At 60.8% G+C, this 26,413-nt stretch carries 24 protein-coding genes; 8 read left to right on the forward strand and 16 right to left on the reverse strand.

The genetic code is table 11. From position 1 onward, the window contains the following. Positions 1-116 precede the first annotated feature (116 nt). Positions 117-2,492 (forward strand): DNA polymerase II, encoded by a 2,376-nt coding sequence (locus tag HV796_RS07210; RefSeq protein ID WP_175225768.1) that lies wholly within the window; start codon positions 117-119, stop codon positions 2,490-2,492. 178 nt (positions 2,493-2,670) lie between these two features. On the opposite strand, the gene HV796_RS07215 is transcribed toward HV796_RS07210, so the two are convergent. Beyond that, on the reverse strand, positions 2,671-3,003 hold the full coding sequence (locus tag HV796_RS07215; protein ID WP_175225769.1) for a hypothetical protein: 333 nt from the start codon (positions 3,001-3,003) through the stop codon (positions 2,671-2,673). Between the two features lie 315 nt (positions 3,004-3,318). Here HV796_RS07215 and HV796_RS07220 point away from each other — a divergent pair, with 315 nt between their 5' ends. Next, positions 3,319-3,507, forward strand: a complete 189-nt coding sequence (locus HV796_RS07220) for a CsbD family protein (protein ID WP_175225770.1) — start codon at positions 3,319-3,321, stop codon at positions 3,505-3,507. 227 nt (positions 3,508-3,734) lie between these two features. Here the strand turns inward: HV796_RS07220 and HV796_RS07225 are convergent, their stop codons facing one another. The 6 genes from HV796_RS07225 to HV796_RS07245 all read right to left on the reverse strand — a co-directional run bounded on the left by HV796_RS07225 (position 3,735) and on the right by HV796_RS07245 (position 9,263). Then, positions 3,735-4,337, reverse strand: coding sequence for a rhomboid family intramembrane serine protease (locus HV796_RS07225; RefSeq protein WP_175225771.1), 603 nt, complete (start codon positions 4,335-4,337; stop codon positions 3,735-3,737). Positions 4,338-4,685: 348 nt separating this feature from the next. Beyond that, a complete protein-coding gene (locus HV796_RS07230) occupies positions 4,686-5,468 on the reverse strand; it encodes an alpha/beta hydrolase (protein WP_175225772.1) in 783 nt (260 codons plus the stop codon). A gap of 340 nt (positions 5,469-5,808) precedes the next feature. Further along, on the reverse strand, positions 5,809-6,348 hold the full coding sequence (locus HV796_RS07235) for a Rossmann-fold NAD(P)-binding domain-containing protein (protein WP_246355732.1): 540 nt from the start codon (positions 6,346-6,348) through the stop codon (positions 5,809-5,811). After that, positions 6,345-6,578, reverse strand: a complete 234-nt coding sequence (locus tag HV796_RS44045; protein ID WP_246355733.1) for a Rossmann-fold NAD(P)-binding domain-containing protein — start codon at positions 6,576-6,578, stop codon at positions 6,345-6,347. Before HV796_RS44045 ends, HV796_RS07235 begins: the two co-directional genes overlap by 4 nt. Before the next feature lie 67 nt (positions 6,579-6,645). Beyond that, on the reverse strand, positions 6,646-7,845 hold the full coding sequence (locus HV796_RS07240; protein WP_175225773.1) for an arabinose transporter: 1,200 nt from the start codon (positions 7,843-7,845) through the stop codon (positions 6,646-6,648). Positions 7,846-7,910: 65 nt separating this feature from the next. Next, entirely contained in the window at positions 7,911-9,263 is a 1,353-nt protein-coding gene (locus tag HV796_RS07245; protein WP_175225774.1) for an amidohydrolase family protein, read from the reverse strand. Between the two features lie 176 nt (positions 9,264-9,439). On the opposite strand from HV796_RS07245, the gene HV796_RS07250 reads away from it, so the two are divergent. Next, positions 9,440-10,366, forward strand: coding sequence for a LysR family transcriptional regulator (locus tag HV796_RS07250; protein ID WP_175225775.1), 927 nt, complete (start codon positions 9,440-9,442; stop codon positions 10,364-10,366). An 82-nt stretch (positions 10,367-10,448) separates the two neighbouring features. Here the strand turns inward: HV796_RS07250 and HV796_RS07255 are convergent, their stop codons facing one another. Next, a complete protein-coding gene (locus tag HV796_RS07255) occupies positions 10,449-10,877 on the reverse strand; it encodes a hypothetical protein (protein WP_175225776.1) in 429 nt (142 codons plus the stop codon). A 1,512-nt stretch (positions 10,878-12,389) separates the two neighbouring features. Here HV796_RS07255 and HV796_RS07260 point away from each other — a divergent pair. From HV796_RS07260 to HV796_RS07265, 3 genes are all read left to right on the forward strand, one after another. After that, positions 12,390-13,076 carry a haloalkane dehalogenase gene (locus HV796_RS07260; protein WP_217477855.1) on the forward strand — a complete coding sequence of 229 codons (687 nt, stop codon included), beginning with the start codon at positions 12,390-12,392 and terminating at the stop codon, positions 13,074-13,076. Continuing rightward, a complete protein-coding gene (locus HV796_RS43350) occupies positions 13,027-13,212 on the forward strand; it encodes a hypothetical protein (protein ID WP_217477856.1) in 186 nt (61 codons plus the stop codon). Before HV796_RS07260 ends, HV796_RS43350 begins: the two co-directional genes overlap by 50 nt. A gap of 489 nt (positions 13,213-13,701) precedes the next feature. After that, positions 13,702-14,754, forward strand: coding sequence for an NAD(P)-dependent alcohol dehydrogenase (locus tag HV796_RS07265; RefSeq protein WP_175225777.1), 1,053 nt, complete (start codon positions 13,702-13,704; stop codon positions 14,752-14,754). 326 nt (positions 14,755-15,080) lie between these two features. Here HV796_RS07265 and HV796_RS07270 read toward each other — a convergent pair whose 3' ends face one another. The 4 genes from HV796_RS07270 to HV796_RS07285 form a co-directional block, all read right to left on the reverse strand. Then, the gene (locus HV796_RS07270; protein ID WP_175225778.1) at positions 15,081-15,983 is read right to left on the reverse strand and encodes a hypothetical protein; all 903 of its coding nucleotides are present in this window, start codon (positions 15,981-15,983) and stop codon (positions 15,081-15,083) included. A gap of 315 nt (positions 15,984-16,298) precedes the next feature. Continuing rightward, positions 16,299-17,777, reverse strand: coding sequence for a DASS family sodium-coupled anion symporter (locus tag HV796_RS07275; protein WP_175225779.1), 1,479 nt, complete (start codon positions 17,775-17,777; stop codon positions 16,299-16,301). Positions 17,778-17,831: 54 nt separating this feature from the next. Next, a complete protein-coding gene (locus tag HV796_RS07280; RefSeq protein ID WP_175225780.1) occupies positions 17,832-18,779 on the reverse strand; it encodes a lactate/malate family dehydrogenase in 948 nt (315 codons plus the stop codon). Between the two features lie 349 nt (positions 18,780-19,128). Next, entirely contained in the window at positions 19,129-20,052 is a 924-nt protein-coding gene (locus HV796_RS07285; protein WP_175225781.1) for an ATP-dependent Clp protease proteolytic subunit, read from the reverse strand. Positions 20,053-20,487: 435 nt separating this feature from the next. Between HV796_RS07285 and HV796_RS07290 the strand changes: the two genes are divergently transcribed. Then, positions 20,488-20,730 (forward strand): hypothetical protein, encoded by a 243-nt coding sequence (locus HV796_RS07290; protein WP_377693616.1) that lies wholly within the window; start codon positions 20,488-20,490, stop codon positions 20,728-20,730. A 114-nt stretch (positions 20,731-20,844) separates the two neighbouring features. Here the strand turns inward: HV796_RS07290 and HV796_RS45800 are convergent, their stop codons facing one another. From HV796_RS45800 to HV796_RS07310, 4 genes are all read right to left on the reverse strand, one after another. Then, a complete protein-coding gene (locus HV796_RS45800; protein WP_175225782.1) occupies positions 20,845-21,309 on the reverse strand; it encodes a hypothetical protein in 465 nt (154 codons plus the stop codon). A gap of 11 nt (positions 21,310-21,320) precedes the next feature. After that, positions 21,321-22,250, reverse strand: coding sequence for a DUF2950 domain-containing protein (locus tag HV796_RS07300; protein WP_175225783.1), 930 nt, complete (start codon positions 22,248-22,250; stop codon positions 21,321-21,323). 10 nt (positions 22,251-22,260) lie between these two features. Continuing rightward, positions 22,261-23,568 (reverse strand): DUF3300 domain-containing protein, encoded by a 1,308-nt coding sequence (locus HV796_RS07305; protein ID WP_175225784.1) that lies wholly within the window; start codon positions 23,566-23,568, stop codon positions 22,261-22,263. Between the two features lie 304 nt (positions 23,569-23,872). After that, entirely contained in the window at positions 23,873-25,024 is a 1,152-nt protein-coding gene (locus HV796_RS07310) for a BamA/TamA family outer membrane protein (protein ID WP_175225785.1), read from the reverse strand. A 343-nt stretch (positions 25,025-25,367) separates the two neighbouring features. On the opposite strand from HV796_RS07310, the gene HV796_RS07315 reads away from it, so the two are divergent. Continuing rightward, positions 25,368-26,057 (forward strand): potassium channel family protein, encoded by a 690-nt coding sequence (locus tag HV796_RS07315; protein WP_175225786.1) that lies wholly within the window; start codon positions 25,368-25,370, stop codon positions 26,055-26,057. The last annotated feature ends 356 nt before the right edge of the window (positions 26,058-26,413 follow it).

The raw sequence follows: 26,413 nt of genomic DNA on the forward strand, positions 1-26,413 counted from the left end.
GGGCGATGTCGGACGCGCGACGTCAGGACGTCATGCAGGCATCGGGAAACAGCGCGTACTCGATGTGGACGGTAAAATTCACGGATCGGAACAAACCGTCGTGTTGGAGTGGGTGTTTGACAGCGCAGAAACAGGGTTTCATTTTGACCCGTCACTGGCGGGACACACCGGCCGGCACGGAGGTCGTGTTCTGGCTGGCGACCGACGACGGGCCGCGCCAGCTCCGCCTGCGCCCGCAGGAATCCGTTGCGTTCGTTCCCGCCGCGCAACGCCAGCAAGTCGAGCTGATGCTGCGTCGCGAATCACCGTCCGTACGCATCGAACTACGGCCACTCGAGCTGCGTGACTTTCATCATCGACCGGTTCTGGGACTGTACAGTCAGCAGTACCGGTCGCTGACCCACGTCGAAAGGCGTCTGAAGCAAGCCGGTGCCGATGTCTACGAGGCAGACGTGTTCCCGCCCGACCGGTACATGATGGAGCGCTTTATCACGGCGCCCGTCTGGTTCAGCGGCCAACCCGACGGCAGGGGTGTGTTGCTGGACGGCGACATGAAGCCCGCGCCCGGCTATCGGCCGCAGTTGCGGCTGGTCTCGCTGGACATCGAGACCAGTGCCCAGGGGGAACTCTACTCGATTGCACTGGAAGGCTGCGGGCAGCGCCAGGTCTATATGCTTGGCCCGGCCAACGGCGACGGCAGCTCGGTCGATTTCGACCTCGAATACTGCGAAAGCCGTGCCCAGCTGCTCGAGCGGCTGAACGAATGGATGGTCCGGCACGATCCGGATGCAATCATCGGCTGGAATCTGGTGCAGTTCGATCTGCGCATCCTTCATCAGCACGCGGAGCAATATCGCGTGCCGTTGTGTCTGGGCCGCGACGGCAGTGTGATGGGGTGGCGGGAACACGGCCTCACCCAGGGGCATTTCTTCGCGGATGCGGCCGGGCGGCTGATTATCGACGGCATCGAAGCGCTGAGGTCGGCGACCTGGAGCTTCCCATCGTTCAGCCTCGAATCCGTGTCGCAGTCGGTGCTCGGCGAGGGCAAAGCCATCGACAACCCGTATCAGCGCATGGACGAAATCCAGCGCCGCTTCGATGAGGACAAGCCCGCGCTTGCGCGCTACAACCTGAAAGACTGCGAACTGGTGACGCGCATCTTCGCCAAAACCGAACTGCTCGCGTTCCTGCTTGAGCGCGCAACGGTGACCGGCCTGCCGGCAGACCGGAGCGGCGGCTCGGTGGCCGCGTTCACGCATCGCTACCTGCCGCTCATGCATCGGCTCGGCTATGTCGCGCCGAACCTGGGCGATGTGGCGGGCGCGCCGAGTCCGGGGGGCTTTGTGATGAACTCCCGGCCGGGCCTCTATGACTCCGTGCTCGTGCTGGATTACAAGAGCCTGTACCCGTCGATCATCCGTACCTTCCTGATCGATCCGGTCGGACTCGTGGAAGGCATGCGTAATCCGGATGCGGCGGACTCGGTTCCCGGCTTCCTGGGTGCGCGCTTCTCCCGTACCCGCCATGGCCTGCCGTCCATCGTCGCGCAGATCTGGGAAGCGCGTGAGGCGGCCAAGCGCGATCACGACAAGCCGCTGTCGCAGGCGTTGAAGATCATCATGAACTCGTTCTATGGGGTGCTGGGTTCGACCGGGTGCCGGTTCTTCGACCCGCGCCTCGCGTCATCGATCACGATGCGCGGACACGAAATCATGCGTAAGACGCGCGAGCTGATCGAGGCACAGGGCTACGAGGTCATCTACGGGGACACGGATTCGACTTTCGTCTGGCTGAACCACGCGCGCACGGAGGAAGAGGCGGCGCAGACAGGTCGGACACTCGTCGCGTCTATCAACGACTGGTGGAAGCAGGACCTGCGGGCACGCTTCGGGCTGGACGGCGCATTGGAGCTTCAGTTCGAGCGGCACTATCGGCGCTTCTTCATGCCGACCATCCGTGGCGCGGAGGAGGGCAGCAAGAAGCGTTATGCGGGCCTCACGCTGCATGAGGATGGCAGCGAGGAAGTGGTCTACAAGGGGTTGGAGACGGTACGTACCGACTGGACGCCGCTGGCTCAGCGGTTCCAGCAGGAACTCTATCTGCGCGTGTTCAGGCAGCAACCGTATCAGGACTACGTGCGGGATTATGTGCGCCGCACGTTGAGCGGAGAATTTGACGACCTGCTCGTCTATCGCAAGCGGCTGCGTCGTCCGCTTGCTGCGTATCAGCGCAACGTGCCGCCGCACGTTCGGGCAGCCCGTATAGCGGATGAGTTCAACCGGCAGCAAGGGCGGCCGTTGCAGTATCAGAGCGGTGGCTGGATCAGTTATGTGATGACCAGCGCCGGGCCGGAGCCGCTCGAGACCTGGCGATCCGCGCTCGATTACCAGCACTATCTGAGCAGTCAGTTGCAGCCAGTGGCGGATGCGATACTGCCTTTGTTTAATGACGATTTCGACACGCTGACGAGTGGTCAGAGGACGCTTTTTTAACGCGGGAAATGCGTTGCGCAAAGAGCGCGCTGTTTTGGGGCACGGGCGGGTGGTCACCTACCCGGTGCTGCAGCGCGCTTTCCTGCACGCATGACTCCAGCGCCTGCGAGCGGACACACGCCCATGCTGCATCGCGACCTAAGGATGAGCGCACCGGCGAGGATGGCCGCAAGCCGTGTCACATACGGCGCCTCACCTCTCGCGCGCCGCGAGAGGGATGTCCGGTCTCACGGCCAGGCTCAGCGGCGGCGCAGGATTGGGCAAGTGGCGTCCACTCGAGCACGAGCTTCGCGGCGTTTGCGCACCCGCGAATGTGAAGGCGGTTCGCAAGCGTTTTGCAAAACGACTGACAATCCTGCACGCCATGGGCGCGCGCAAAGTCCTGCAGCACTTCGTCGACACTTCGCATCGTCGATTCAGCAGTGATGCAGCTTGCGATGTGTGATGCGCCGCGCGCCAGTTCCAGCTGGTAGATCTCTTCGCATCGCCGACGGCGTTCGGTCTCTCTCATGTACTGGCTCCAAGGGTCGTCGATCTTTTTCACATTGAGATCTGTTTGTCGTGAAAGCGGCGCCTTACAGGGCTCGACGCCCCCACGGGCACCCATGGGGGGCGGTCGACGCCAACCGTCCCGATGCAATCGCAGCGCAAGAAATAGTCCCGGGGTGAGTCGCTCAGCGCGATTACCCGCCTTGCCGCCCGGCGGCGGGCCGACGATGACGAGGCAACCGCGATGCAGGCGGGCACGCCGGTTGCGCTAGTTCCTGAGCCTGCCCAGGACGGGCGGCAAATCATCCACGAATCAGATTCGCATTGGAGATCGACCATGAACAAGGATCAAGTCAAGGGCACCGCGGAGAAGGTGAAAGGTAAGGTGAATGAGGCTGTCGGCCGCGCAACGGGAGACCGGAAACAGGAAGTCAAGGGCGATGTGCAGCAGGCGGCCGGCGAAGCACGCAAGAACGCCGGCGACGTCAAGGAGGCTATCAAGGATGCGAGCAGAAAGCCCGTCTGAAGCAACGTGCACGGACAGGTCACGGCTGCGGGCGTGACGGCGACGTTGAAAGAACCCGGACGACTGTCGTCTCATCGTCTCTTCGGGTGGGATCCTGCCGCTTGCTTATCCGCGGGTCTGCACGACTGCGATAGCAACGGCGGGATACCATCCCGGAAGCACACTTCGTCGGCCCGCTCTCCACAACGGCGCGTGTGATGAGCAATCCGCGGAGGGTCGGAAGGTCATCAGGACGGCCTCCTCGCACCGATCCGCGCTGCGACCGCGCCTCCCAACGCACCGCCAAGGTGGGTCTGCCACGACACTCCAGGATCGAACGGAAAGACACCCAGCAGCATCGTCAGCCCATAGCTGAATCCGACGAATCCAGCCACGAGCACGGACAAAAGGTTGCGGGTATAGAGCCCGCGCGCGACCAGGAACGCGGCGTAGCCAAACACAAGGCCGCTCGCACCCAGGTGTAGCGAGTTCGGCGCGCCGAAGAGCCACGCGCACATGCCGCCACCGAGCATCGCCGCTGCGGTCGCCCACACGAAGTTGGAGATACGTGGCCACATGCAGAGCCAGCCGAGTGTCACGAGCCCGCCCGTGTTTGCGGCGATGTGGCCAACGCTCGCGTGCAGCCATGGCGCGAAGAGGATGCCCTGCAGCCCGCCGAGTGTGCGAGGCACCACGCCGTGCCGGTACAGAAGAAGCTCGGGGAAGGCCGCGGTCGCGATAAAGACCGCCCAGATTGAACCGACAAAAAGCACGAGTACCAGAACCCGGGTCTCGAACTGAGCAACGGCATGGTGAACTGCGCGCGACAGCGACGCTTTGTGTTGTGACATGAAAGAGGCTTCGGCGAGCCGAAGGTGGCTGTGGTCTGCAAAGTGGCGACGCGGGTAACCGCCGCAACAAGGTCCGGGAACCCGAGACGCATTGTATTTCGGATGCGATCCGAGTTTGCGGCAAACCGCGCGCGGCTCGCTAATCGGGTTCGCCAATCGGGCGCGCTAATCGCTAATCGAAATGTCTTCGACCGTTTGACCGTGAGCGATCAGTCAACGCGATATTCTCGACTAACCGCTCACCAAACGCCAACTGACTGTTGCCTCGAGCCCGCAAGTTCTTCAGCAGCCTGACCTGTCGCGTGCTAATGCGCCAATGCGCCAATCCGACGCGAGTCGGATGTCGCCTTACTTCTGCGCGCCGGTCGCTTCGAGAATCAGATTCGCCACTTCAGTCGGATGCGATAGCAACGATACGTGGCTCGACTTAAGCTCGATCGTATGCGCGTGCATCCGGTTCGCCATGAAGCGCTCCAGATCGGGGTTGATGGTGCGATCCTCAGTCGACACCGCATACCAGGTCGGCTTGTCGTGCCACGCCGCGACGGTCGTCTTTGCCATCGTGATCGCCTTGCCCATCGGCTGCTGAACCGCATAGAACGTTTCCGCTTCGGCTTTCGGCAGATCGCCGGCGAAGTCTCTCACAAATGCCTGCTCGGATAGCGCGCCGTAGCCGTCGGCCGACCACTGAAGCCCTGCCGATGCGGGCGCAGCGGGGAATTTCTTCGTCAGCGCAGGATAGTCCTCGCCGGCATCCGGCGCACGCGCGGCAATGTACACGAGACCCGCGACCTTCGGATCGTCGCCCGCCTGGCTGATCACCATTCCGCCGTACGAGTGCGCGACCAGCAGCGTCGGGCCATCCTGTTGCGCAAGCGCGCGCTTGACCGCGGCGACGTCCGCGTCGAGCGAGGTCGTCGGATTCTGCACCGACGTCACGTGCAGGCCCTTCGCCTGCAGCAGCGGAATCACTTTCTGCCAGCTCGAACCGTCTGCGAACAGCCCGTGAACCAGCACGACATTCTTGATCGGTGTGGCCGGGGCTGCAGCGCTGTCCTGCGCGAAAGATGTCGTTGCGCTCAGCAGCGTGGCGCAGGCAAAGCCGGCCAGGACAAACGAATTCAACTTCATGAGACTTCTCCGAGATTTGTGAGAGTGAGAGATTGGCGGACGTCGCTCAACCAGGGTTGCGAGTCGAGACACGAACCGTACTCAGCCAATCGTCCGATCGATACTTCCGACTGCAAGCGGACGCTGGATTCGGGTGTATGAAGATGCAAACACAGTCTCGGAGCAAACATTCCATCCGCTGCCAAGGTTTTTACGACGTCAACCATGCCGCGCCGCGTAGCTGTCGATGGACTCCGAAGAAGGAGGACGTGTCGATGGCTGGGCATACGTGCGCCGCAAGGTTGGGTCCGGTGCGCGGCGTCCTGTGCATCATGTCATCGCTGCGCGTACGCAGTCTGGCCTATACCATCAAATGGACATCGGAGAGTTCTTCGCATAGCGCGATGAGCCGGTTCTGGAGCGCGGCGTCCTTCGACTGCGGGTTTGGCGTAAGCGGCCGCAGGTGGTAAAAGTATTGGCCCGTCACCTGAGCTTGCGCATCGTCACTGGCGGCGAGCCAGGCTTGGGTTCGATGCGCCTGATCCATGTCGTCGGACGCATCGGGACCCCCCATCCGGGTGGGTACCCAGCCGGGTTCAAGCGAGTTCGAAAAAACACCGGGCCAGCGACGGGCGATCGCGAACGCCAGCATTGCATCATGCAGCTTGCTTTCGGCATAGGCCGCGGATCCGTTCCAGCGACGCTTGCGCCAGAAGATGTCATCGAGATTGGCGTCGGCCTGGCGGTGCATACCCGAGCTTAAATAGACGAGCCGTTTCGGCTTCCCGATCAGCGCGGTCAGGATATAGACGGACAGCGTGTTAATCGCAAAGACATGCGGCAGACTGTCAGCGGTGAGCCGCCGGCTTTCGCGATAGCCGACCGCAGCATTGTGGATCACCGTATCGAAGCGGCGAGTTCGTTGACGCGCGTGGCAAGCGCCTTGGCGCCGGCGATGGTTTCGAGGTCGCCCACGACGACGGCCTCAGCCTCGGGTAACGTGCGCCGTGCAACGTTCGCGCGGGCGGCGTTCCGGGCATGCAGGACTACCTGGTGTCCTTGCGCGACAAGCAGTTCGCCTGCCATCAAGCCGAGGCCCGTGGACGAACCGGAAATGAATACGCGTGCCATGTGACGTCTTTTCTATTGGATGGCGAATCCGGCGTGGTTGACGCTGCCGGTTGCGGGAATGAGATGCTCAGCGTGCGGAACGGCGGCTGATCAGAACGAGGCCCGCGCCCAGAAGCGCGCTTGCCATACCGAGCAGATACACCGCGGCGTAGCCGAACTGGCCGGCAACGAGGCCAGCCGTGGGGCCGGCAATGCCATAGGCAATGTCGAGGAAGGCGACGAAAGCCCCCATCGCACTGCCGCGATTGGCCGGCAGCACGCGCTTGAGCGCCTCGACACCGAGGGCCGGAAAAATCAGCGCGCAGCCAAGGCCGGTGACGAACGCACCGGCGAGCGCCACGCTCTCGTGCGGTGCGGCCCACAGCACCGCCTGGCCGACGGCTTCGATAGCAAGCGACCAAAGCGCCACGCGGTAGCCGCCGATGCGATCGGGTAGATGTCCTAACGTGATCCGCGTCAGGATGAAGCCGATACCAAACGCTGTCATCACGAGTCCGGCATGGCCCCAGCCGCGCATCGCGAAATAGAGCGACGCAAACGCAGTCAGTCCGGACAGCCCGACGCCTTGCAGCATCAAACCCAACCCTTCGCGCCAGATCTGGCTGATCACGCGATAAAACGGCAGTCGATGACCGCCCGGCGAAACGTACGAGGTCGCACCCAAGGCCATACAGATCGCGAGCAGCGGTGCGACGATGCAGGCGGCCATCGCGACCGGTAGGCCCAGCCGCTGATACAGACTCATGCCGACAGGAGCACCGATCGCTAGCGCGGCGAACATGGCGATGCCCGTCCAGGACATCGACATCCCGGCGCGTTGCGGACCGACTGAGGCGATCGACCAGGACACGCAGCCGGTGACGAACTGACTTTCGCCGAGGCCGGCCACCAGACGCCCTGCGATCACGATGCCAAGACGGGTTGCCGGCGCCAGACCCGCGATTGCGGCGGCCAGATAGAGCAGGCCACCCAGGGCCGAGAGGGCGGCGCCCTGCAAGGCTGCCCGTTTGCCGCCCTGATGGTCGGTCACATGACCCGCATAGCCACGGGTCAATACGGTGGCGAGAAACTGAATCCCGATCACTAGCCCCACCACGAGGTTGCTAAAGCCTAGCTTGTCATGGACGAACAGCGGAATGACGGGAAGCGGCAGACCGACGGCCAGATAACCGCAGAAGAGCATGGCGATGACGGCGAGGGACGGACGGGCCAGATAAGCCGGCGTGGCGTCGGCCTGATCTGCCGTCTTCAGGGTAAGCGATGGCATGATTAGCTAAATATCAGTAATCCTAAGTCAAGGCCGCCCGACGATGGACGGGCGGCCGGACACACTCAGGCGGCACTGCTCAGCGACGAAGCGGACGTTTCGAAGAGGTCGGGTCGGTAGCCGCTCGCGTTGAACAGGTAGTCACGGGAGGCGGTCGCCTCAGCCGACAGCTTCGCCAGATCGACGTCGATCAGCTGGCCGGCACGCTTGCGCAACTGGCCCGCAACCATGACGGTGTCGACATCGGAGCGCTCGACCGCCTGGACGACGGTGCCGATCGCGTTATTCACCGGGAAGACAGCCGCGCCATTGGTGCGCACCATGATGATGTCGGCCTGCTTGCCCGGGGTCAGCGAGCCGATCGAACGCTCCAGACCGGCGGCGCGGGCGCCATGGATCGTCGCGGCTTGCAGTACCGCCGCGACCGAGATCGGCGCGGGCGCGTCGGCCTCGCCGCGGAAACGGCGAACCCGCATGGCCGAACGCTGCTGCCCGAACAGCGCATGCATCTCGCCAAACAGATCGCTGCCGAAGGCGGTGTCCAGGTCGACGCCGAGCGCCGGCGTCAGGCCGTGATCGATCGCTCGCTGATAGGCGAAGCTCTCATCGTCGAAGCCGAACAGCGCATCCGAACGGGGATTGACGGTGATGTTCACACCCGCATCCGCGAACAGCTGCCACGTTTCGGGTGGGATACGTGTGCAGTGGTTGAAGATGTTGTGCGCGCCCAGCACTCCCGGCTCGGCGAATTCGGGCGTGAGCCTGGCGAGATCGCCGATGAACTCGGTCAGGATCTGCATGTCGAGCCGGCGTGCGACTTTCCACCAGTCGAGATTGAGCTGACCGAATAGGCCAACTCGCACCCGGCCCGCCGCACCGTTCCAGTCGACTGCGAGGCGTTCCAGGTCCCGCGGCAGATGGGCAGCGGAGGCCTTCTTGTCCATTGCCGCGCCGACCATGTGCAGCGCCCGGATGCCGGTCGACTCCAATGCTTCGAGCGCGGCATCGGTGTGCTCGGGGCTGCGCGAGCTGTGGCAGGCATCGATGAGGGTCGTCATGCCAGCGTCGAGCGAAGCGACTGCCGTCAGCCGGGTACTCAGATACATGTCGAGAGGACGATAGTGCGCGCCCAGCGTCTCGGCGACGACATGGATGTACGCGAACAGATCGTCGACGTCGGGCATCATCCGGCGCATCACGCCGAGCCATGCATGGTGGTGCGCATCGATCAGGCCGGGCAGGACAATGCTCCCGGCGGCGTCGATCACTTCGGCGTCGTCGACCTTCAGGTACGGACCGACGGCCGCGATGCGGTCACCTTCCACCAGCACGTCGCCGCGTGCGAGATTCGGAACGTTGGGATCCATCGTCAGGAGGGTGCCGCCTTTGAAGAGGAGGGTACGCGCAGGGCCGGACATGGTGAGCTCCATTGGGTGAGGGTCGGGATGACGGTCGCGATGGCGGTGCGAAATCGCACTACCGGGTGGCGGCAGCCACGGTGACGTGCCGTTGACGGGAAGATAGGTCTCCCGTCACTTTTGATTAAGATGGGGGTAATCAAAAGATTTGTGCTAAAAGTCAAAGGAGAGACCCAATGAGCTTTGACGGGAGACTGCTTGCAGGGATGAGCGTGCTGGCGGCCGTCGTCGAGACCGGTAGCTTTACGCGGGCGGGAGAGGTGCTTGGACTGTCGGCTTCAGGCGTGAGCCGGTCGGTCTCGCGGCTCGAAGCGCGCATCGGTGTACGGTTGCTGGCTCGCACGACGCGCGCGCTGCATCTGACCGACGAAGGCGCCCGGCTCTACGAGCTGGCGGCACCCCATCTGTCCGGCATCGAGGACGCGGCCAACGTCGTGTCAGGCGCGGCGGTGACGGTTCGCGGGACGTTGCGGGTCAGCCTGAATCCGGTGTTTGCCCGCAACCTGCTGGCGCCGAGATTGCCGGCATTCATCGAGCGCTATCCGCAACTCGACCTGGTGATGGTGCAGCTACCCGATGCGGGCGACCTGGTGACGGAGGGCATCGATGCCGCGGTTCGGTTCGGTCCGCAGCCGCCGTCGAGCATGACCTCCCGGCTGCTGCTCGAAACCCGTGTGCTGACCGTGGCGTCGCCGTCCTATCTCAGGAAATATGGACGCCCTGCGACGCCGGAGAAGCTCGCAGGGCACAACTGCATCCAGTACGTCGATCCGCAGCACGGCAAACCGTTTCACTGGGAATTTCACCGCGGCAAAGCGATCCTGCCGGTCGAGACGACAGGGCGACTGACGCTAACGGACGTGGATACGATGGTCGGAGCGTGTGTGGCCGGCGTGGGTGTGGCGCAGGTCCTGGCGCTCGGCGTAGAGCCTCTGCTTGCCAGCGGCGCGCTGGTGGAGTTGTTCCCGGATTGGCCGGGCGAGACGTTTCCGCTCTACGTTATCCGGCCATCGCGGCGTTTGCCTCCTGCTGCGGTCGAGGCATTTCTCGAGTTTTGCCGGGAGATCTGTGATGGGCCACGCACCGCGCCAGCGTCTGCATGAAGGTTCGATGCGTTTCGATCGTGGTCGAAAGTGCGGTGAGCGCGCGCGATGTATTCGCCCAGCCTCACCGTTCGCGCTTTCTCTAACGATTAACCACGTAGACCGGTTTTGCGGAAATGATAGCCAGAAATTGGCAGACCACGCCGATCATCAATAGCGGCAGCGCGATCCACGCGAGCAAAAAGAAAAGGCCGAGCTGTACCACGGAGCCGCCAATACCATACTGGATGTTTGTCCGGCGGATATTGGCAACAATCATCACGCAGGCTATCGTGACGCCGATCAACATTAGTACGACACCGTTTAACGTGTCACCGTGGCTTTGGATTGACGAATCCCGCCATAAGTTGCCCGCGACAATGAAGGCGAGCGCGGTTAGCGTCGCGTAAAAGGCGCGCTTCGTAAAGAATGCGTGACCAAATCTGGCGGAGCAGTGCTGATTGAACCTGGTTGCGCCAACATATAACGCGAATATGATAGCGACGCCAATAAGGATTTTGATAACTAGCATGAACAATATTCCCCGGTAAGCGGTTTGTTTTTACACACGTCAGCGCGCGATGTATTACGCATCTGCCTCGCGGGCACTGCGTTATCTCGACGCACGCGTATTTTACGTCGTCTGGGTTATCGGCGGTTCACACGGATTCTTGAATGTCCCGCATGCCTGCAGTCAAACCGTGTTAGCGATGGCGATCTGGATGGTCAGTTTTCGCGTCGCTTTACGCCGCATAGCTGAAGCCCGACCCGCGAGTCATAGGTGCGAACCTGTCGTCGGTCATCAATGGTTTCGCGGTGGTGCTATTTTTTGCTATCCTAATCGATTATCAGGGGTCGGTGAAGGTATCGGCGGCATATGTTCCTGCCGCCTACATGCGACAATCGAGCGCAATAAACGAACGCCCACAACTGGCGGGGATTTGCGATCCCCGTCAGTTTCTCAATCCCTGACAGGCGGAATTCAGCTTTTTGAATTCCGCTGGCGAGAGGAGGTCAGGTCCTGGAATGCCGCCTTCGCATGTCCGACTGGACCGAGCGCGTGCATAACGGCGAAGCCCGCGCCGATCGACGCCACAGAGGCTGCCTTTAGAAGACCAGGCGCATTCGCGAACGCTCGCCGGTTGAGGATTGCCCCCAGCATGGAATTGAAGTACTGCTTTGATCCACCTCCAAATCCAGAGTTAGCCATGTGAGCCATACCGGCTCGAATTGTCCCGATCCCGACCGCGGCAGCCACTACGGGTACATGCGCACTCCTCCGGTTATCAGTTTGCGTTTGACCTTCAGGTTGACCTGGCATATGAAAGCTCCTGTTTGACGATAAAAGATGAGATTCTCGATGGGCAAAAATTCGACTGCGCATAACGCCCACCGAGGAACAGGATCGCCGCAAAAGTCATGCCATAACCGATGGTGTAGTGATGGTTCGAATTCGTGGGTCAATCTTCACGGTTTATAGTAATTGGGTGAATTTCGACCCGAGGGTACGGGGCATTTTCAGCCCACCCAGCGCGGCTCACGACGTGTCATTCATTCGCCCCATCGTTCGGGCGTTCGCGGTCGGTTCCGCTCAACAAACGGTCATTCGATAGGTCTCGTTCCTTCATCCGCCTGAGTATCCGTTCGGATTGCTATCTACACGAGACTTTTCATTGAATGTCCCGCTACGTGATCCGGACGGGCCATAGCGCGGACACATGAATCGCAATGCCGGGCAAGGACGTCGGCGAGTCCGGAGCGCTGATTCACGCGATGGGTCTCGCGTGCCTACCTGTGCCATGTGATCATGGATACTCGCGAGTCGTCGTCACAATGATTTCTTTCAGGCAATCATTGCAACATCAGGCGAATCTTGAAACCTTTCTTTTGCGAGTTATGTAACTTTTATAAAAAGCATTGACAGGTTACAGTTCGTTAGCAGGATGCGGGCACTCGAAAGCGAATTTGGAGAAGTGACATGATTTCTGCAGCATTTCCGTATTAGAAACAGAAGCGGCGGGTCCTCGGCCAGGAGATGGCGTACGTGGAGGTGGGACAGGGCGATCCTATCGTGTTCCTGCACGGCAACCCGACGTCGTCCTATCTGTGGCGCAATGTGGTGCCCCACTTGCAGCCGTTTGGTCGATGCATCGTGCCCGACCTGATTGGCATGGGCGACGCCGACAAGCTTCCTGACAGTGGCCCCAACTCGTATCGCTTCGTTGAACACCGTGCTTACCTCGATGCTCTGCTGAAGGCACTGGATGTGCGCGAGAGCGTCACGCTGGTGATTCATGACTGGGGTTCCGCGCTAGGCTTCCACTGGGCCAACCGCCACCGTGATGCAGTGAAGGGCATCGCATTCGGCGAGGCGATTGTGAAGCCGCAGGGCCTCGACCACTGGGACAGGATCGACATGCGCTGGGTGTTGGAAGCGCTGCGTTCTGACCGTGGCGAGGACATGGTCTTGCGCGACAACTTCTTTATCGAGAAGATTCTCCCCGGCGCGATCATTCGAACCCTCTCGGCCGAAGACATGGAGCAGTATCGGCGCCCGTTCGCGGAGCCGGGCGAGGGGCGGCGTCCGACCTTGAGCTGGCCCCGGCAGATTCCGGTCGATGGCAGCCCGGCCGAAGTGGTTGAGATCGTTGCTGCGTCTGCGGACTGGTTATCGAAGAGTGATGTTTCCCAATCTGTTCTTCAACGTTCAGCCGGGCGCCATTCTCGCTAACGACGAGGATCTCGCGTTTATCCGCGGTTTTCCGGCGTTGACCGAAGTGAAGGTCGCCGGGCGGCACTATTTCCAGGAAGATTCACCGGACGAAATAGGAAAGGCCATTGTCGAGTGGCTGTCGAAGTTGGGCTGAAAGAAGACTGAAGCCAGGCGAGCGGAGGAGCCATCGGTGGCACTACGCGGCGGCCGGACGACTCACGCAGACGCCGGCGACACAAGAAATCGTTGCTGCTCGTTGTGCAGTTTCTTTGCACGCGGAATCTGGAATTCGCCTCTTTTTTAGCGGCAGTCTAACTCCTAGACTTCGATCCATGGTTGGAAGCGATCGTTTCTGCTCGGTCAGATCACCCTCAGAAGTTCGCGTTGTTCACATCAAACAGCCTAGGGTGACCCGTCACGCGCGGCACCGTGTCGCTGAATCGGCGCGTGGCGCACAAGATCGCGTCGCAGAGCGCAGCGTCAACGCCACGACACTCCCCGAAATCAGGACGGCGGTCACTGTCCGAAGTCGGGCCGGCGCAGTTGCCGGCGATGCCGAGTCCCGCCGCGACGGTACGACCAACCACCGGCAATCGCTCGAAACAGCGATTTCGCTCTGGTCAACTTGAGGAAAGGAGTGGTGATGAAAGCAGCGCGTTTGCTCGAGTTCGGCAAGCCATTGGTCCTCGAGAACATTCCCATCCCCGACATCCAGTCGGATGAAATCCTGGTCCAAGTGACGGCCTGCGGCGTGTGCCGCACCGACGCGGAACTGATCGATGGGTACTTCCTGAAGTACTTCGACATCCCCAGACCCATTACGCCCGGCCATGAAATTACCGGCGTCGTGTCGCGCATCGGCCAGCAGGCTTCCGATGCCGGCTTGCTGCAAGGCGATCACGTCGTCGTCGTGCCGGGATGGGGTGACGGCACCTGCCGTCATTGTCAGGTCGGCAACACCCAACTGTGTCCCAACGTGCGCTTCCCCGGCTTCGGGCCGCATGGAGGTTTCGCCGAGTACCTGCCCGTGCCCGCGCGATATCTGATCAAGGTGCCGCGTGAGCTTTCGTTCGAACACCTGGCGCCGCTCACGGACGCGGGCCTGACGCCCTATCGTGGGGTCAAGAAGCTGCTCAATGCCGGTGCGCTCGGTCCGGATCGCTTGCTCGGCGTATTCGGCATGGGCGGCCTCGGCGGCTACGCCGTGCAGTATGCAAAACTGCTCGGGGGCGGGGTCACGATCGTTGCGTTCGATCTGGACGCGGAAAAGCTCGCTCTGGCCAAGGGCTACGGCGCGGATTTCGCGGTCAATCTCAAGGATGCGTCCAAAGCCGATATAGAAGCCGAATTGCAGACGCTCACGGGACAGAAGGATCTGGACGCTATTCTCGATTGCGTCGGGGCGCCCGACTTGTTGCAGCTCGGCTTCAGCCTCCTCGGCACCAGCGGCCACTATGTGGATGTCGGATTGCTGGGTGATCGTGTCGACATTCCGCTGTTTCCCCGCATCAATCGGGAGCAGACCTTCTACGGCTCGAACTGGGGGAACTACATTGACCTGAGTGAAGTTATGGCCTTGGCCGCGGCTGGGAAGATCCGGCACACGACCACGCCGATTCGCTTCGATCAGATCAACGAAACGCTCGACCGCCTGCGAGAAGGCACGCTCGTCGGCCGGGCTGTCGTCATCTTCTAGCGGGGGCCGCGCTCACGCGTATGTGACCCAGGCTGTGCCGGCGACGCCTCGCGCGGAGCATCGGCCGGGGGCCTGGGCGTTTCGCATGTGCGATGCTGCCTTGCTGCCGCGTGCGCCGCGTGCTAGGTCATGCCATTCCGCTTGCGGGGGCGCCTGAAGTCGGTCGGAGAATGGGGATGCCAACATTGGCGGGCTGGCGCGCTCGTTCGACGACATGCCTGGCTTCCTGCCTGCAACGTCTGCCATAAAATGCTGCCTCAGCGATAGCCGAGCTTGTTCCAACTCGAAAACGGGCCGCGCATTTCTGCGGGGGTGACGGGAGGTCCTTAGAGCTCCCGCTTCCGGCGCCAGACAAGAAGCGAGTCCAGCAGCGTGACCCAAAGGCTTTGCGTTGACGTCCCCGGGTTTAAATGGAGTTGACTGACAGCTTTGTCTGTCCGCTTACCTGTCTTGAGCGCGTCGGATTGGCTGCTACCTGAGTCCGATTGCGGAATATCGAGGGTGACCTCCGAGGCGGCAGTCACTAAGAAATTGTTCTGGCCATGCGCAGTGTACGTCGAGAATCTTTGCGCAAACGTATCGGTGTCGCTGGCCCCCACATTCGAGAAGTGCTCCGCCATCCCCTGAAGAAACGAGAAGTTCGCCACGTGGTTAAACGAATACCCCGGATTAAGCTCAAAGCGCAGGAATCCGTGGTCGAACCGCGTGCTGCCGAATGCGCCACCGTTAAGGATGTTGCTAGCCGAGGTAGAGTCGGCGGCCGTAAAGCTGTATGTTAGGGCTTGTCCTTTGCTGTTAAAGCTCATACCTTGCGAGTTGGAATTTGCTTCGACCTTCCCAAATTTTCTATACATTCCCATGTCGCTTGCGACATCGTCGACATACCGCAAATCGATCCCCTGTGATTGCGCGTATGAATAAACGTTGGCAAGAAACTCCCTGTCGCCTCGCGTCAAAAAATCAACCGGATTTGACGCCATTGTCGCAAAAGTTAGCTCCGACAGGTACGGAGTCGTGCCGGGATTGGACGTCATGTACAGACGCGACAGCATGATTGCCTCACCACTAATCGAAACCGCATTGTCCTGTGCCATTGAATCGACGCTGCTCGAAGTTGGCATGTGTACATTTACACGGGTCGACGCTGAAGTACCCGATGAAGCAGTCTGGGAGGATGAGTTGAACGTCGAACTTTTGACGTCTTTCGTTCCTGCGAAGTTTGAAATCATGCTGTCATCCTGCAATGAACGATTTCTTTATCGACTTCATTTTTTTCCCTCGTTATCAACAGAGTGACGTGGTCTGGACAAGCATCTGGACGCTTGCGGAACGCAATCTTACCGTTTCATTGCATGCGAGTATGAAGGATATCGGCCGATTGAAGAAAATATTCAGGAGGTGACAATCACAATGCCGGCGGTGTGTTGGTAAGCGATTGATTGAATGAGAATTTGCATTTATTTTTCACGAGATAAGCTGTATGCCGATTAAATATCCCTTTGCGGATATCGTCGTTAGGTATCCAACGCGGATTGCGCGATACCTCACACGTGCCCAAGCAATTTCCACCAAAGCGGCCCGACCACGAGCCAGACGACCATATAGATGATGCTCATCAGGAAACCAGCTTTCCACCACTGTCCCTGGCTGACGTAGCCGGCGCCGAACATGACCGGACCTGACCCAATACCGTATTGGGTCAGGCAACCGTTGACACTGCTCAGGATGCCGAGCGCGACCGCTGCGACAAAGGGCGGGACGTCTGCGCTGACCATCAGCGCGAGGCTAAGCGGAAAGAGCGCGCTGACATGCGCCGTGGCACTTGCAAAGAAGTAATGGATGTAAACATAGATCGCCGCCACCAGCATATAGACCGCCAGCCTCGGCAGACCCTGCAGGTGGACACCGAATGTCTTGCCAAACCACGCAACCATGCCATATTCGTTCAGTTTGGAGGCGAGCATGATCAGCAGGCCAATCCAGATCAGGGTATCCCACGCAGCTTTCTCATTCAGCGCGTCCTGCCAGGTTAGCACGCCAGTAATAAGCAGCAGTGCGACACCGAGGGCCGCCGCGAACGTCGCTCCGACGCCCAGTGCCTCGCCAAAGACCCACAGTACCAGCAGGCCGAGAAAGATGAGCGCCATGATGATTTCATTCGTGGAGATCGAGCCCATGGCGGAGAGTTCTCTCTGGGCGAGATCGGTCGCATCGGGTGTGCGGCGGATCTGCGGCGGAGCAATCATCTGCAATGCGAACGGAATGATCGCGAGGCACAGCAAGCCGGGGACGGATGCAGCCAGCGCCCAATCCAGCCAGCTTATCTTGACGCCCTGATCTGCGGCGAGTTTGACCACAAGCGGGTTACCCGCCATTGCCGTGATGAACATGCTGGCCGTGATGACGTTCGCGTGGAACGCGCAGAGGATCAGATAGCTACCCACCTTGCCGCGGGACGCCGGATCCTCGGCATGGCTGCCAAGGACTTCCGCTATCGCCCGGGTTATCGGCAGCATCACCCCCCCGGCGCGCGCCGTGATACTCGGCATCGCGGGCGAGATGACCAGTTCGGTCAACACGAGTCCATAACCCAGACCCAGGGTTCGCTTACCTAGCAGCCGCATAAACAGGAGGGCGATGCGACGCCCGAGGCCGGTTTTGATCACGCCACGGGAGATGAAGAATGCAAGCATCACCAGCCAGACCAGGTCCGTCCCGGTGGATCGGGTGACGTCGGCAAAGGATACGACGCCGACAAGCACGCCAACCGTGGCGCCAATGATAGCCACCGCCGACATGGGTAACGGGGCGGTCATGATGCCTGCGATGGTCCCGACGAACACGGCGAACATGTGCCACGCCTTCACCGGGAGGCCATCGGGCACGGGCAGGAACCACAGGACTACGCCGAGCCCCACCGGGACGGCAAATTTCCAGACCGTCCCGAGATGCGCTGCCGGTGGCGTCGAATTGCTCGTGCTTGAGTTTGCGGGCGGTGAAGCCTTTGCGTGTAATGGAGCCATGATGATCCTCCTCGCGCCGAAGTTGTCAGTGTGTCCGGATCACGCTCGATGCCTCTAACTGCCTCTCAGCACACTGTCCGTTGCTTCCTTGACAATGCGCGCGCTACGCTGCAAGGCATCACGCTCCGCTGGTAGGAGTTCCGGATAAGCCAGCAACGTCGCGCCGCCGCCATTGAGCACCATGGGTAGCGACAGGCACACCTCGGGTATGCCTTCGACTTCGTGATGCACAATACCAACAGTGAGAACAAGCTCGGTGTTATGCACGATGGCCTGGCAGATACGCCCAATCGCGCTGGCAATCCCGTAGTGGGTCGCGGGCTTGCCTTCCTTGATGAGCTGGGCGGCCCCGTGCACCGAGCGCAGCATGAGATCGCGGCTCGCCGGTCCCAACTCTTTACCGGTCCTGGCCAGGAAGCGATCGAGCGGCATGCCGGAAATGGTCGCGCCGGCCCAATCGATCAAGGCCGATTCGCCGTGCTCGCCGAGGACGTAGGCGTGAATCGCTGAGGCCACCACGCCCAACCGCTCAGAGAGAAGCGATCGCAGTCGCGCGGTATCGAGCGAAGTGCCGGTACTGATGACGCGCTCCCGCGCGCCTTGCAGGCGCTCAAAGACGACACCTGCCAACACGTCACAGGGATTGGCCGCGATGATGTAGATTGCATCGGGAGCCAACGGAACTGTGCGATCCACAATTTCGGTGGCGATGTCGGCATTGGTTCTGGCGAGGTCCAGACGGGTCTGCCCCGCCTTTACACCGACACCGGCGGTAATCACGATGATGTCCGCGTCGCGCGCGTTTTCATAGTCACCGGCATAAAAGCGATCGTGTCCCCAGAATGCCGCAGCGTGGGCGAGGTCGAGCACCTGACCTTCCGCCCGCTCGCGAGCGATATCGATAATGACGACCTCCGCGCTTGGGATGGTCACGGCAGCGAATAGCGCCGCCGACCCGCCAACAAGTCCTGCGCCGAAAATGACAATCTTTGGCTGCCGCATCGCGCGTCTCCATCTGTCAGTATCTTCAAAGGTCTGGCGTGGGCGTCACCGCGGGTGCCCGCTGACCTGGAAAAGTGAAAAGATGCCAGTCCAAAACGTCTTGACGAGTCGAACCGAAGGGCGCTCGGACGCCGCCCCGCCTTGCGGAGGCCGTGTTGGCAGGTCGGGCGGCATCTCCTTCAAGGAAGGATAGTGACCCGCACCTCCGATTGCCAATTTCCGAGGCTCATATTCTTTGCCCACGGATAATCATGCATCGCGGCACTGAAGGGAATTGGGCACTAAATTGCAGCGTCTCGGGCATCGGGTGATCGTCGCGATTTCTTCGACGCCGGCCTCAATCGACGCGTCATTGCGAACTCGTCCGCTTGAGTTGATCGATGCGGAAACGATAGCTTCGCAGTAGACAAGTCTTGTCACTGCACGCGTTGCGAGAATGGCGAATCCATGCCCGTTGATCCGCTCGTAACCGCGTCTTGTTATCGGACACATTTAGTTTTTGGTTAAAGACTTCTGCCAGTGTCCTATCAACGCGGCCAAGTTCCGCATCCCCGCAGATGAGCCGCGCTTGAACAGAGATGAGCTTGCTGCAAGTAAAACTTTGCATCAACGCAGTTTTGCTCTCCGGTTGACTCTCTAGCAACCCGGGTTTGCAGAGCCCTCGCATCGACGTACAAGCGACATCGCGCCCGACCCATGCCATGTCTTGCGCACCGTATTGCTTAACGAAGCGATTGATGCCCTCGTGGCTGACCCCTCGTTGCATTGCGTTTGCGGCGATAACTTCGTTGCACAGTGAGTCCCCAGCATAAGCCGGCCCATTGCGCCGGTAGCAACTGTGAAAGCCGAGCAGCCCGGTACCCATCACGCTTCGGCGTTCCCCTGATGCGAACAGGATGGAAGCGCAAGCGGACGCACACCTGGCGTCATCGGGAACGGCTGTGTAGACGCGTACCTGATCCATTGCATCGACGATTCGGAAGGCGGCCTCGACGTTTCCTCCTGGGCTATTTAAAAGCAGGACGACAAGTCCTTCGTCATCACGATCCGCCATTTTGGCGGACGCCAGAAACTTCTCTGCATCGCCTTCCTGAATCCTTCCCTCGCCGATAACCATTTTCAGTTTGAGCTGGGGTTGATAGTAGCTCTTGAAGTCCATCGCCGGCGTCACACCTGGAAACATAAGAACAGTGAAACAGAGCAGGAAAAGCAACCGTTGGATCGAGCGTGGAGCCGTCGCATCCCTGGCTGTCGCATGCTGAGCGCTGCGCATCCGGTTTCCCCTCGGTATGTGAAAGCCGACCGCCGCGTCCATTTCAAGGGAAGGACTGGCTACATCGATGGGCCTCGGAATTGTTCAGCAAAGCGAAACGACTACCATCGAGGTGGTCAAACATCGGCCTGGATAGGCGAAACGATTCCCAACAAGATTCACGTGAGGTTGGTGTTTTGAGCAATGGCTAATCCAGTTATAGAAAGCATATCTTGCAGCGAGTAAGGTTGTTTCCTATAACTGCCAGATGACGGCGATGTGGATTGGAATCGAATCAGCTAACGGCGTTGTATCAACGCTGGGTTTGCCATTCAGCTGGTCCGATGACAGTGGGTGCGTATGCGGTACGACTACCCTGGTTCGTATCGGTCGATAACGCACGACCTCGCGTGGGAGATGATCGTGAAACTGAACAAAGCGATGATTGTGGCCGGCATGCTTACCGTCATTGCTCCGGTCGGTTGGGCGCAAGATAACCAGGGGACCGCAACTGTCGCTCCGGCCGAGCAAGGCCATAGCGACTCAATCGTCAGGATGCGCCATCAGGAGGCGGCGGCGAATCGCGCATACCAACGTAAGGTTGCCGCAGCAAAGAAGGTCTACGACGAGAAAAAGGCCGAAGCCAAAAAGGAGCGGGATGCGGCAATCGCTGCCGCGCGATATGGCTCGACCCAGTGATCTCGAGCGTTAGAAGGGTCCGCGCGGCGCTTTAGTGCAGCCTGTCCCGAACAGTCGTGCGTGGATGAGCGCAGAGCCGGAATGGGTCTGGCGTCGCGGATGCCGGGTCGCGATTCAACCTCGGGTTATAAAAAGCGGCGACGCGTTCATCGCGCGCATTCTCTTTCGCCCTTGCTGTGCGTTGCCGTACCGCATGTCCGGACGATGAGCCAATGTCCAGGTCACCCCGCGATGTTGGACAGACCTGAAGAGGTATCGGTCAAGCATAGTCCTTGAGGTCACATCATGTTCGCACGTAACGCTCTGCACATTGCTTTTGCGGCGATCCTTTTCGCTATCGGGATTGAAGGAACGCATGCGACCGAGCAGGCTCAACAGCGCCGCGCCGCGCGTGACGTTCGACAGGACACGCGCCAGACCGCGCGAGACACGAAGCAGGGGTGCCGCGCCGCGAATCAGACGAGCAATGCTCAATGCCGGCAGGATAAGCGACAAACCAAACAGCATGGACGCCAGGCGGCCCGGAATATCAAATACTGAACGCTCGCCTGCGCTGGAAATCGGGGCGGGTCGCATCACTTGTGCACGCGTTACTCGCTATCCCGATCCGGCACCTTGCTCCAGCCCAGACCCGGATCAAACGTCTTCGTCGCTTCCGCTTTTGCGGCACTGTCAGGCCCGAGGTCGCGCTCATAGACCTGACCCGAATGGCTTACCATGAATGTCTTGATGCCCGTCTCGCCGTACTTCACCGGCCAGGCGATGACAGCAAAGCCCCCAAACAGCTTGCCCTTCACGACGTAGTGATACGCGCCGCCCGGCGCGTGGGGTCCCTGTGATTCCAGCAGCTTGAAGTGGTAGCCGTAGTAGCCGGTGTTCTGCGCATTTCGCGAACTCGCATCGACGAAGGCCGCGCCGAGCGGACTGGACGTTTCATCCGGCCCGGTTGGCCAATACAGGCCGTCGTGCTTGCCGGGCGAACTCACCATCTTCGATGCGTAGGCGAGCACCCCTTTACCGTCGTGATGGGTCTGTGCGTATTCGCGCTGCGCATCAAAGATCGCCATCATCGTCTGGATGACGGCCAGCTCGTTGCCGCCGATGCGCCGTAACCGTATCTCGTCTGCACCTGTCCGCGTATCGAAGTGCCATCCCTGTTCGCTCTTGACGAGGGGCACAGGGAACGTCCAGCCATCGTTGCCGACGACGATGTTCGCATGCCCGGCGTCTACTGGCTCGAGGGTGTGGGACTTCGCCCACTCGGCTACGAAGGTATCGCGCACCGGCGCGCCGAAAGGTGGGATCAACTCACGAAAGTCGTTGCCGAATATCTTGCGCAAAGCGTCCTCTCGATCCTTGATGACCGCGTCGCCGAACGCATTCATCGCAGCCTCGGGGGAACTGAAATTCTGCTGTGCATGTGCCGGGGGCACTGTCGCGACCAGCAACGCACCTGCCGCCGCGAGGTGCGCGAACATCAGCGTCAGGAGTCTATGCACACGTCCTGGATGAACTTTCATGGTTCACTCCCTAGCGCCGGCCGCCGCGTCCACCACCACCGCGCATGCCGGCGCCGCCGGCCGAGGGCCGGTTAAAGCCTGAACCCTGCATGCTCCGGTTGCCTCTGTCGAAGTTGCGTTGCGAAATACTGCCGCTCGCTCCGACGCCCGAAAACGCGCTGTCGCGCCCACCGCCGTAGCCGCCCCCTCGATTCGCGCTGGCGCGGTTGAGGTTACTGCCGGCGCTTCTATCGGACGTGCCTGCCCGGGTGACCCCGGCGGACCGGTCTGTCACTGACGCACGATTACCTGCGCCGCGCCTGTCTGCGTTCGCGGCCCGGTTGCCCGCTCCCGGCCGGTCGGCCGTGGCCACGCGGTTACCTGTATCGGCAGCGCGCCCACGATACTGGGACCGCCTGTCGGCCCCAGTCGACCCGGCGAACTTGTCGCGTGTGGCGTTATCCCGGTAGGCCACGCCCTGGCGATGGCCGGCATCATGCTGCCAGCGGCCGCTCCTCTCTCCGTTCTTGATCTTCGAACTGTCGAAGTTACGGTCGACGTTTTTGGCCTTGTCGTAGTTGATGTTGACGTCGTCTCCGCCCCAACACGAGTTGCAGTCGGCGAAGATCGCGCCGGCGGCGGCAATGCCGAGGCCCCAGGCGAATCCTGTCGCGAGGGCCGCGCCGGGATAGTAGCCGGGGTAGTACGCCGGGTACGGTGGCCAGTAGTACGGCGGATAGGCCGGGTAACTCCACGCGCCGTAGACAACCGTCGGGTTGTATGCCGGAACGTAGATCACGTCGGGATTGGTCGGTTCGATGCGCACGACGGGCGCCAGGCCGGCGGCCGCTGGATCAGTGATCACCTGTTGTTGCTCGTTGGACTTCAGGTTGCCTGCTTCCTGCGCGCGCGCCCGCAACCGCTGCACCGCAGCGAAGACGTCCTTTTGCTGGGCGAGGAACGCGTCACCGAGCTTCTGTGTCCAGTCCAGCTTGTCGTACATCGGCTCAAGTACCTGGGGGAATGCCACCAACGATTTCACACTGGCGTCCCATGACTGATTCTGGACCGCCTGCACGGCGGCATCGCCCTTCACATTCGGGTTCTCTTTCACCCAGCGCGCCGCGTGGACGATCTCGAGCGGATAGGTCGACGCCATCAGGACCTGAGCGAGCACCGAGTCCGGATAGAGTGCGATCGGCGCAACCAGCGCCTCGATCTCCTCCGGTTTGTATGGCGCCGGCCCTTCGGGACCCCGATCCGCAAAGGCAGGAGCCGCCACCAGAAGGATCAGCCACAAAAGCACGGCCTTTACCCGTCGTTCGTTCCAGGTGGTCATGTCTCCTCCGTACGGCGGATGTCGACGCGAACAACGACGCGTTTCTTGCAGTCATGTCACCGGGAAATCGCAAACGCATCCGGTCTGTTATCGGATCTGGCGAGGCAACGCGGCCGCGCATGAGGCCGTGATCGACTTCGTCCAGACACGACCCATTAGTCGGATTCTGGAAATTTGCCGGCTATGGATCGTTCCGTCTTCTTATCGTAGTTCGCGCCATTTACAAAGCAAACCTCCCGGGCGCGAATGATGCGTATACACGGTGTCTGCAACACCGACCTCGCGGTGAGGGTGGCTCCAGAATTCACCGCCACGCACTGCCGACCTGGATGTAAAACGCATTCTGGTCCTTGCTGTGAGCGACATCGATACCAATGGACACCCCCAGCTTGCGCGCGATCAGATAGCGAAACCCTGCGCCGACACTGGTTACGTTCTGTGCTTGCGAAAAGCTTTCCAGCCGTCCATATGCTTTGCCAACGCCTGTGAAGCCGAGTAGCGACCATCGCGGTGTCACGTCCCAGCGCAACTCCGCTTCAGTCGAGATGGCATTGCGGTCCTGGTATCTTCCCTTTTGAACGCCGCGCAGATCGACATACGGTTGCGCATAGAACGGAATGTCCCCCGTCGAGAACCGGGTGTCGACGCGTAGGCCCAGAATCAGCGTATGCGTGAGCGGAATCCATTTGAAGCCGCGGGCGGCGTAGACGTCGTAGTTCTGGGTCCCGCCGAAGCCGGTTCGGGCGAACTGCGTTTCAAATTCAGCGAAGCTGCCGGAGGCCGGAAAAAAGATGTTGTCGCGCGAGTCGTAGTCCAGCATCAGGCTCCCGGCACCGATGCGCTGGTTCCGCTCGAAGTTGGAAATGCTGGCGGGTATGTTGCCGCCTGCGAAGCTGGACGTCGAATCGAAGAACACATATCGCACACCTCCATACCAGCGGCTGTTCCCGAGCCGCACAAGAAACTGCTGAAGCAGCGCATCACCGATGAGGGTATAGGCCCGGGGCTGACTGGTTACGCCGAAGTAGTCGAGGTGTGCGTCGACCTTTGCCACCGCACCGAGGTAGCGGTACCGGTCGTCGTCCCATGTGTGAAAGTGAGCGGCAGCGGCCGCCCACGTGCCGTTCTGTGTGTAGACGCCGCCGAGCGCCGTCACGTTCGGCGGCGTCCGGTTGGGCTGATCGTCCGTTGAATTCGCCGCCGCCTGCGCGATGGGTCCGGAGAAGAACAGCAGGCCGAGGCCAACGCCATAGCCCACGGCCGGTTCAGTGATCACGATGGGCACGGGCAGCGCCCCTTTGTGCTTGAGCAGGAAATCGCTCAGGTCTAGTTGCCCGTCTGTCGGATCGATGAAACTGAGGGGCTCTTTCTCGTCCGCATGTACGGCAGGGCATGCTGCTGCGGTTATCGCAACAATCGTGGCAGCCACCCTTGCGAACGCTGAACGACCGAGCATCGTATTTGCCCTCGTGCGACGGCATGGCGCCGCGAGCGTGACAGCGCGGCGCCGGCGGTACGTTAAGGACCGTCCCTGGCCTATTACTGCCGCCGACGATACACGGTTACCATGAACCGGTGACATGACCACGCTTCGTCCTCAAAGCAGGGATGTTCGCAACCGGCCACTGTGAGCAGATGACCGATTGACCCCCGCCGCTTCGCTGGTGAATCGGTGAACGGCAGCAGCGGGTCGACTTCCGCCAACGTGGGCGGGAACGGCAGCGTGTGTTAACGCTTTATACTCCCGTCACACGCGGCCCGGCCTGTCTGGCCATACGCGAACCAGGGGAGAGATCGCCATGGCCCTCCGTACGACGCGCGAAGCGCTGTCTCGCATTTTCTACCAGCGCTGTTTCTGGTTGTTTGTCGTACTGCTCACGCTCATCGGCGCGGTGTCCTTTGTCCCGGCGAGCGATAGCGGCCGCCTTATCCTGAACGTCGTCAACATGTTTCTCCTGATAGCGACCGTGGCAGCGGTCGGCCGCACGACCCTATCGTTTGTGATCGCACTGTTGCTTGCCATTCCGGCCATGTGGTTCCAGTACCTCGGCCTGTGGCGCGACGACGATAGCCGCCTTGCGGTATCGTGGATATTCAGCGGTCTACTGTATTTCATCACTGCAGCGTACCTTCTCCGCTACGTTTTTCAGCCGAAGATCATGACGCCGGACAAGTTGTTTGGCGCCGCAGCGGCGTATCTGTTGATCGGTGTCCTCTGGGCGTACATTTACGCAAGCGTCGGGTTCTTCTATCCGCGGTCGTACATGATCGTCGGGCAGTCGGGGCGGCTTGTTTATGCCGACGCGCTTTACTTCAGCATAACCGTCCTCACGAGCACAGGCTTCGGCGACATCACGCCGCTCACGCGCCCGGCGCGCGGCATGTGCATGTTGGAGCAGATCACCGGCAGCTTGTTCGTCGCGATTCTGATCGCCCGTCTCTCCGGCGTTTACCCACCGAGAGAGAGTTATACCGACAGCCAATCCTAGGAAGTCAGAGCGCTTTGTCGCGTCTGTTTGACTGCTGGCGATATGCGTGGATTCGACGGCCAACCAGACTGATTGACGGGCGGTTGTGGTTGTACGTGTCGCATGCGGGCATCGCAAGCGCTTGGTGTTGACCGACCATTGAGGGTCGATCAGCGACGCGCGCGTTCGGCGCCGATCGGCCACATGGGGTCATTCTCGCGGCCGAATCAAATGACCGTAATCCGGGCGCGCCGGCGACATTTGATTTATTGACCTTTCCATAAATCATGACGTCACCACAAGGTTGCCTGAATCCAGCACGCGGCGATGATCGAAGGTCGGTGCTGAGCGCTTTTGAGCTTGTTGCGAGCGACGGT

This window comes from Paraburkholderia humisilvae, assembly GCF_902859855.1.
Lineage (GTDB): Bacteria > Pseudomonadota > Gammaproteobacteria > Burkholderiales > Burkholderiaceae > Paraburkholderia > Paraburkholderia humisilvae.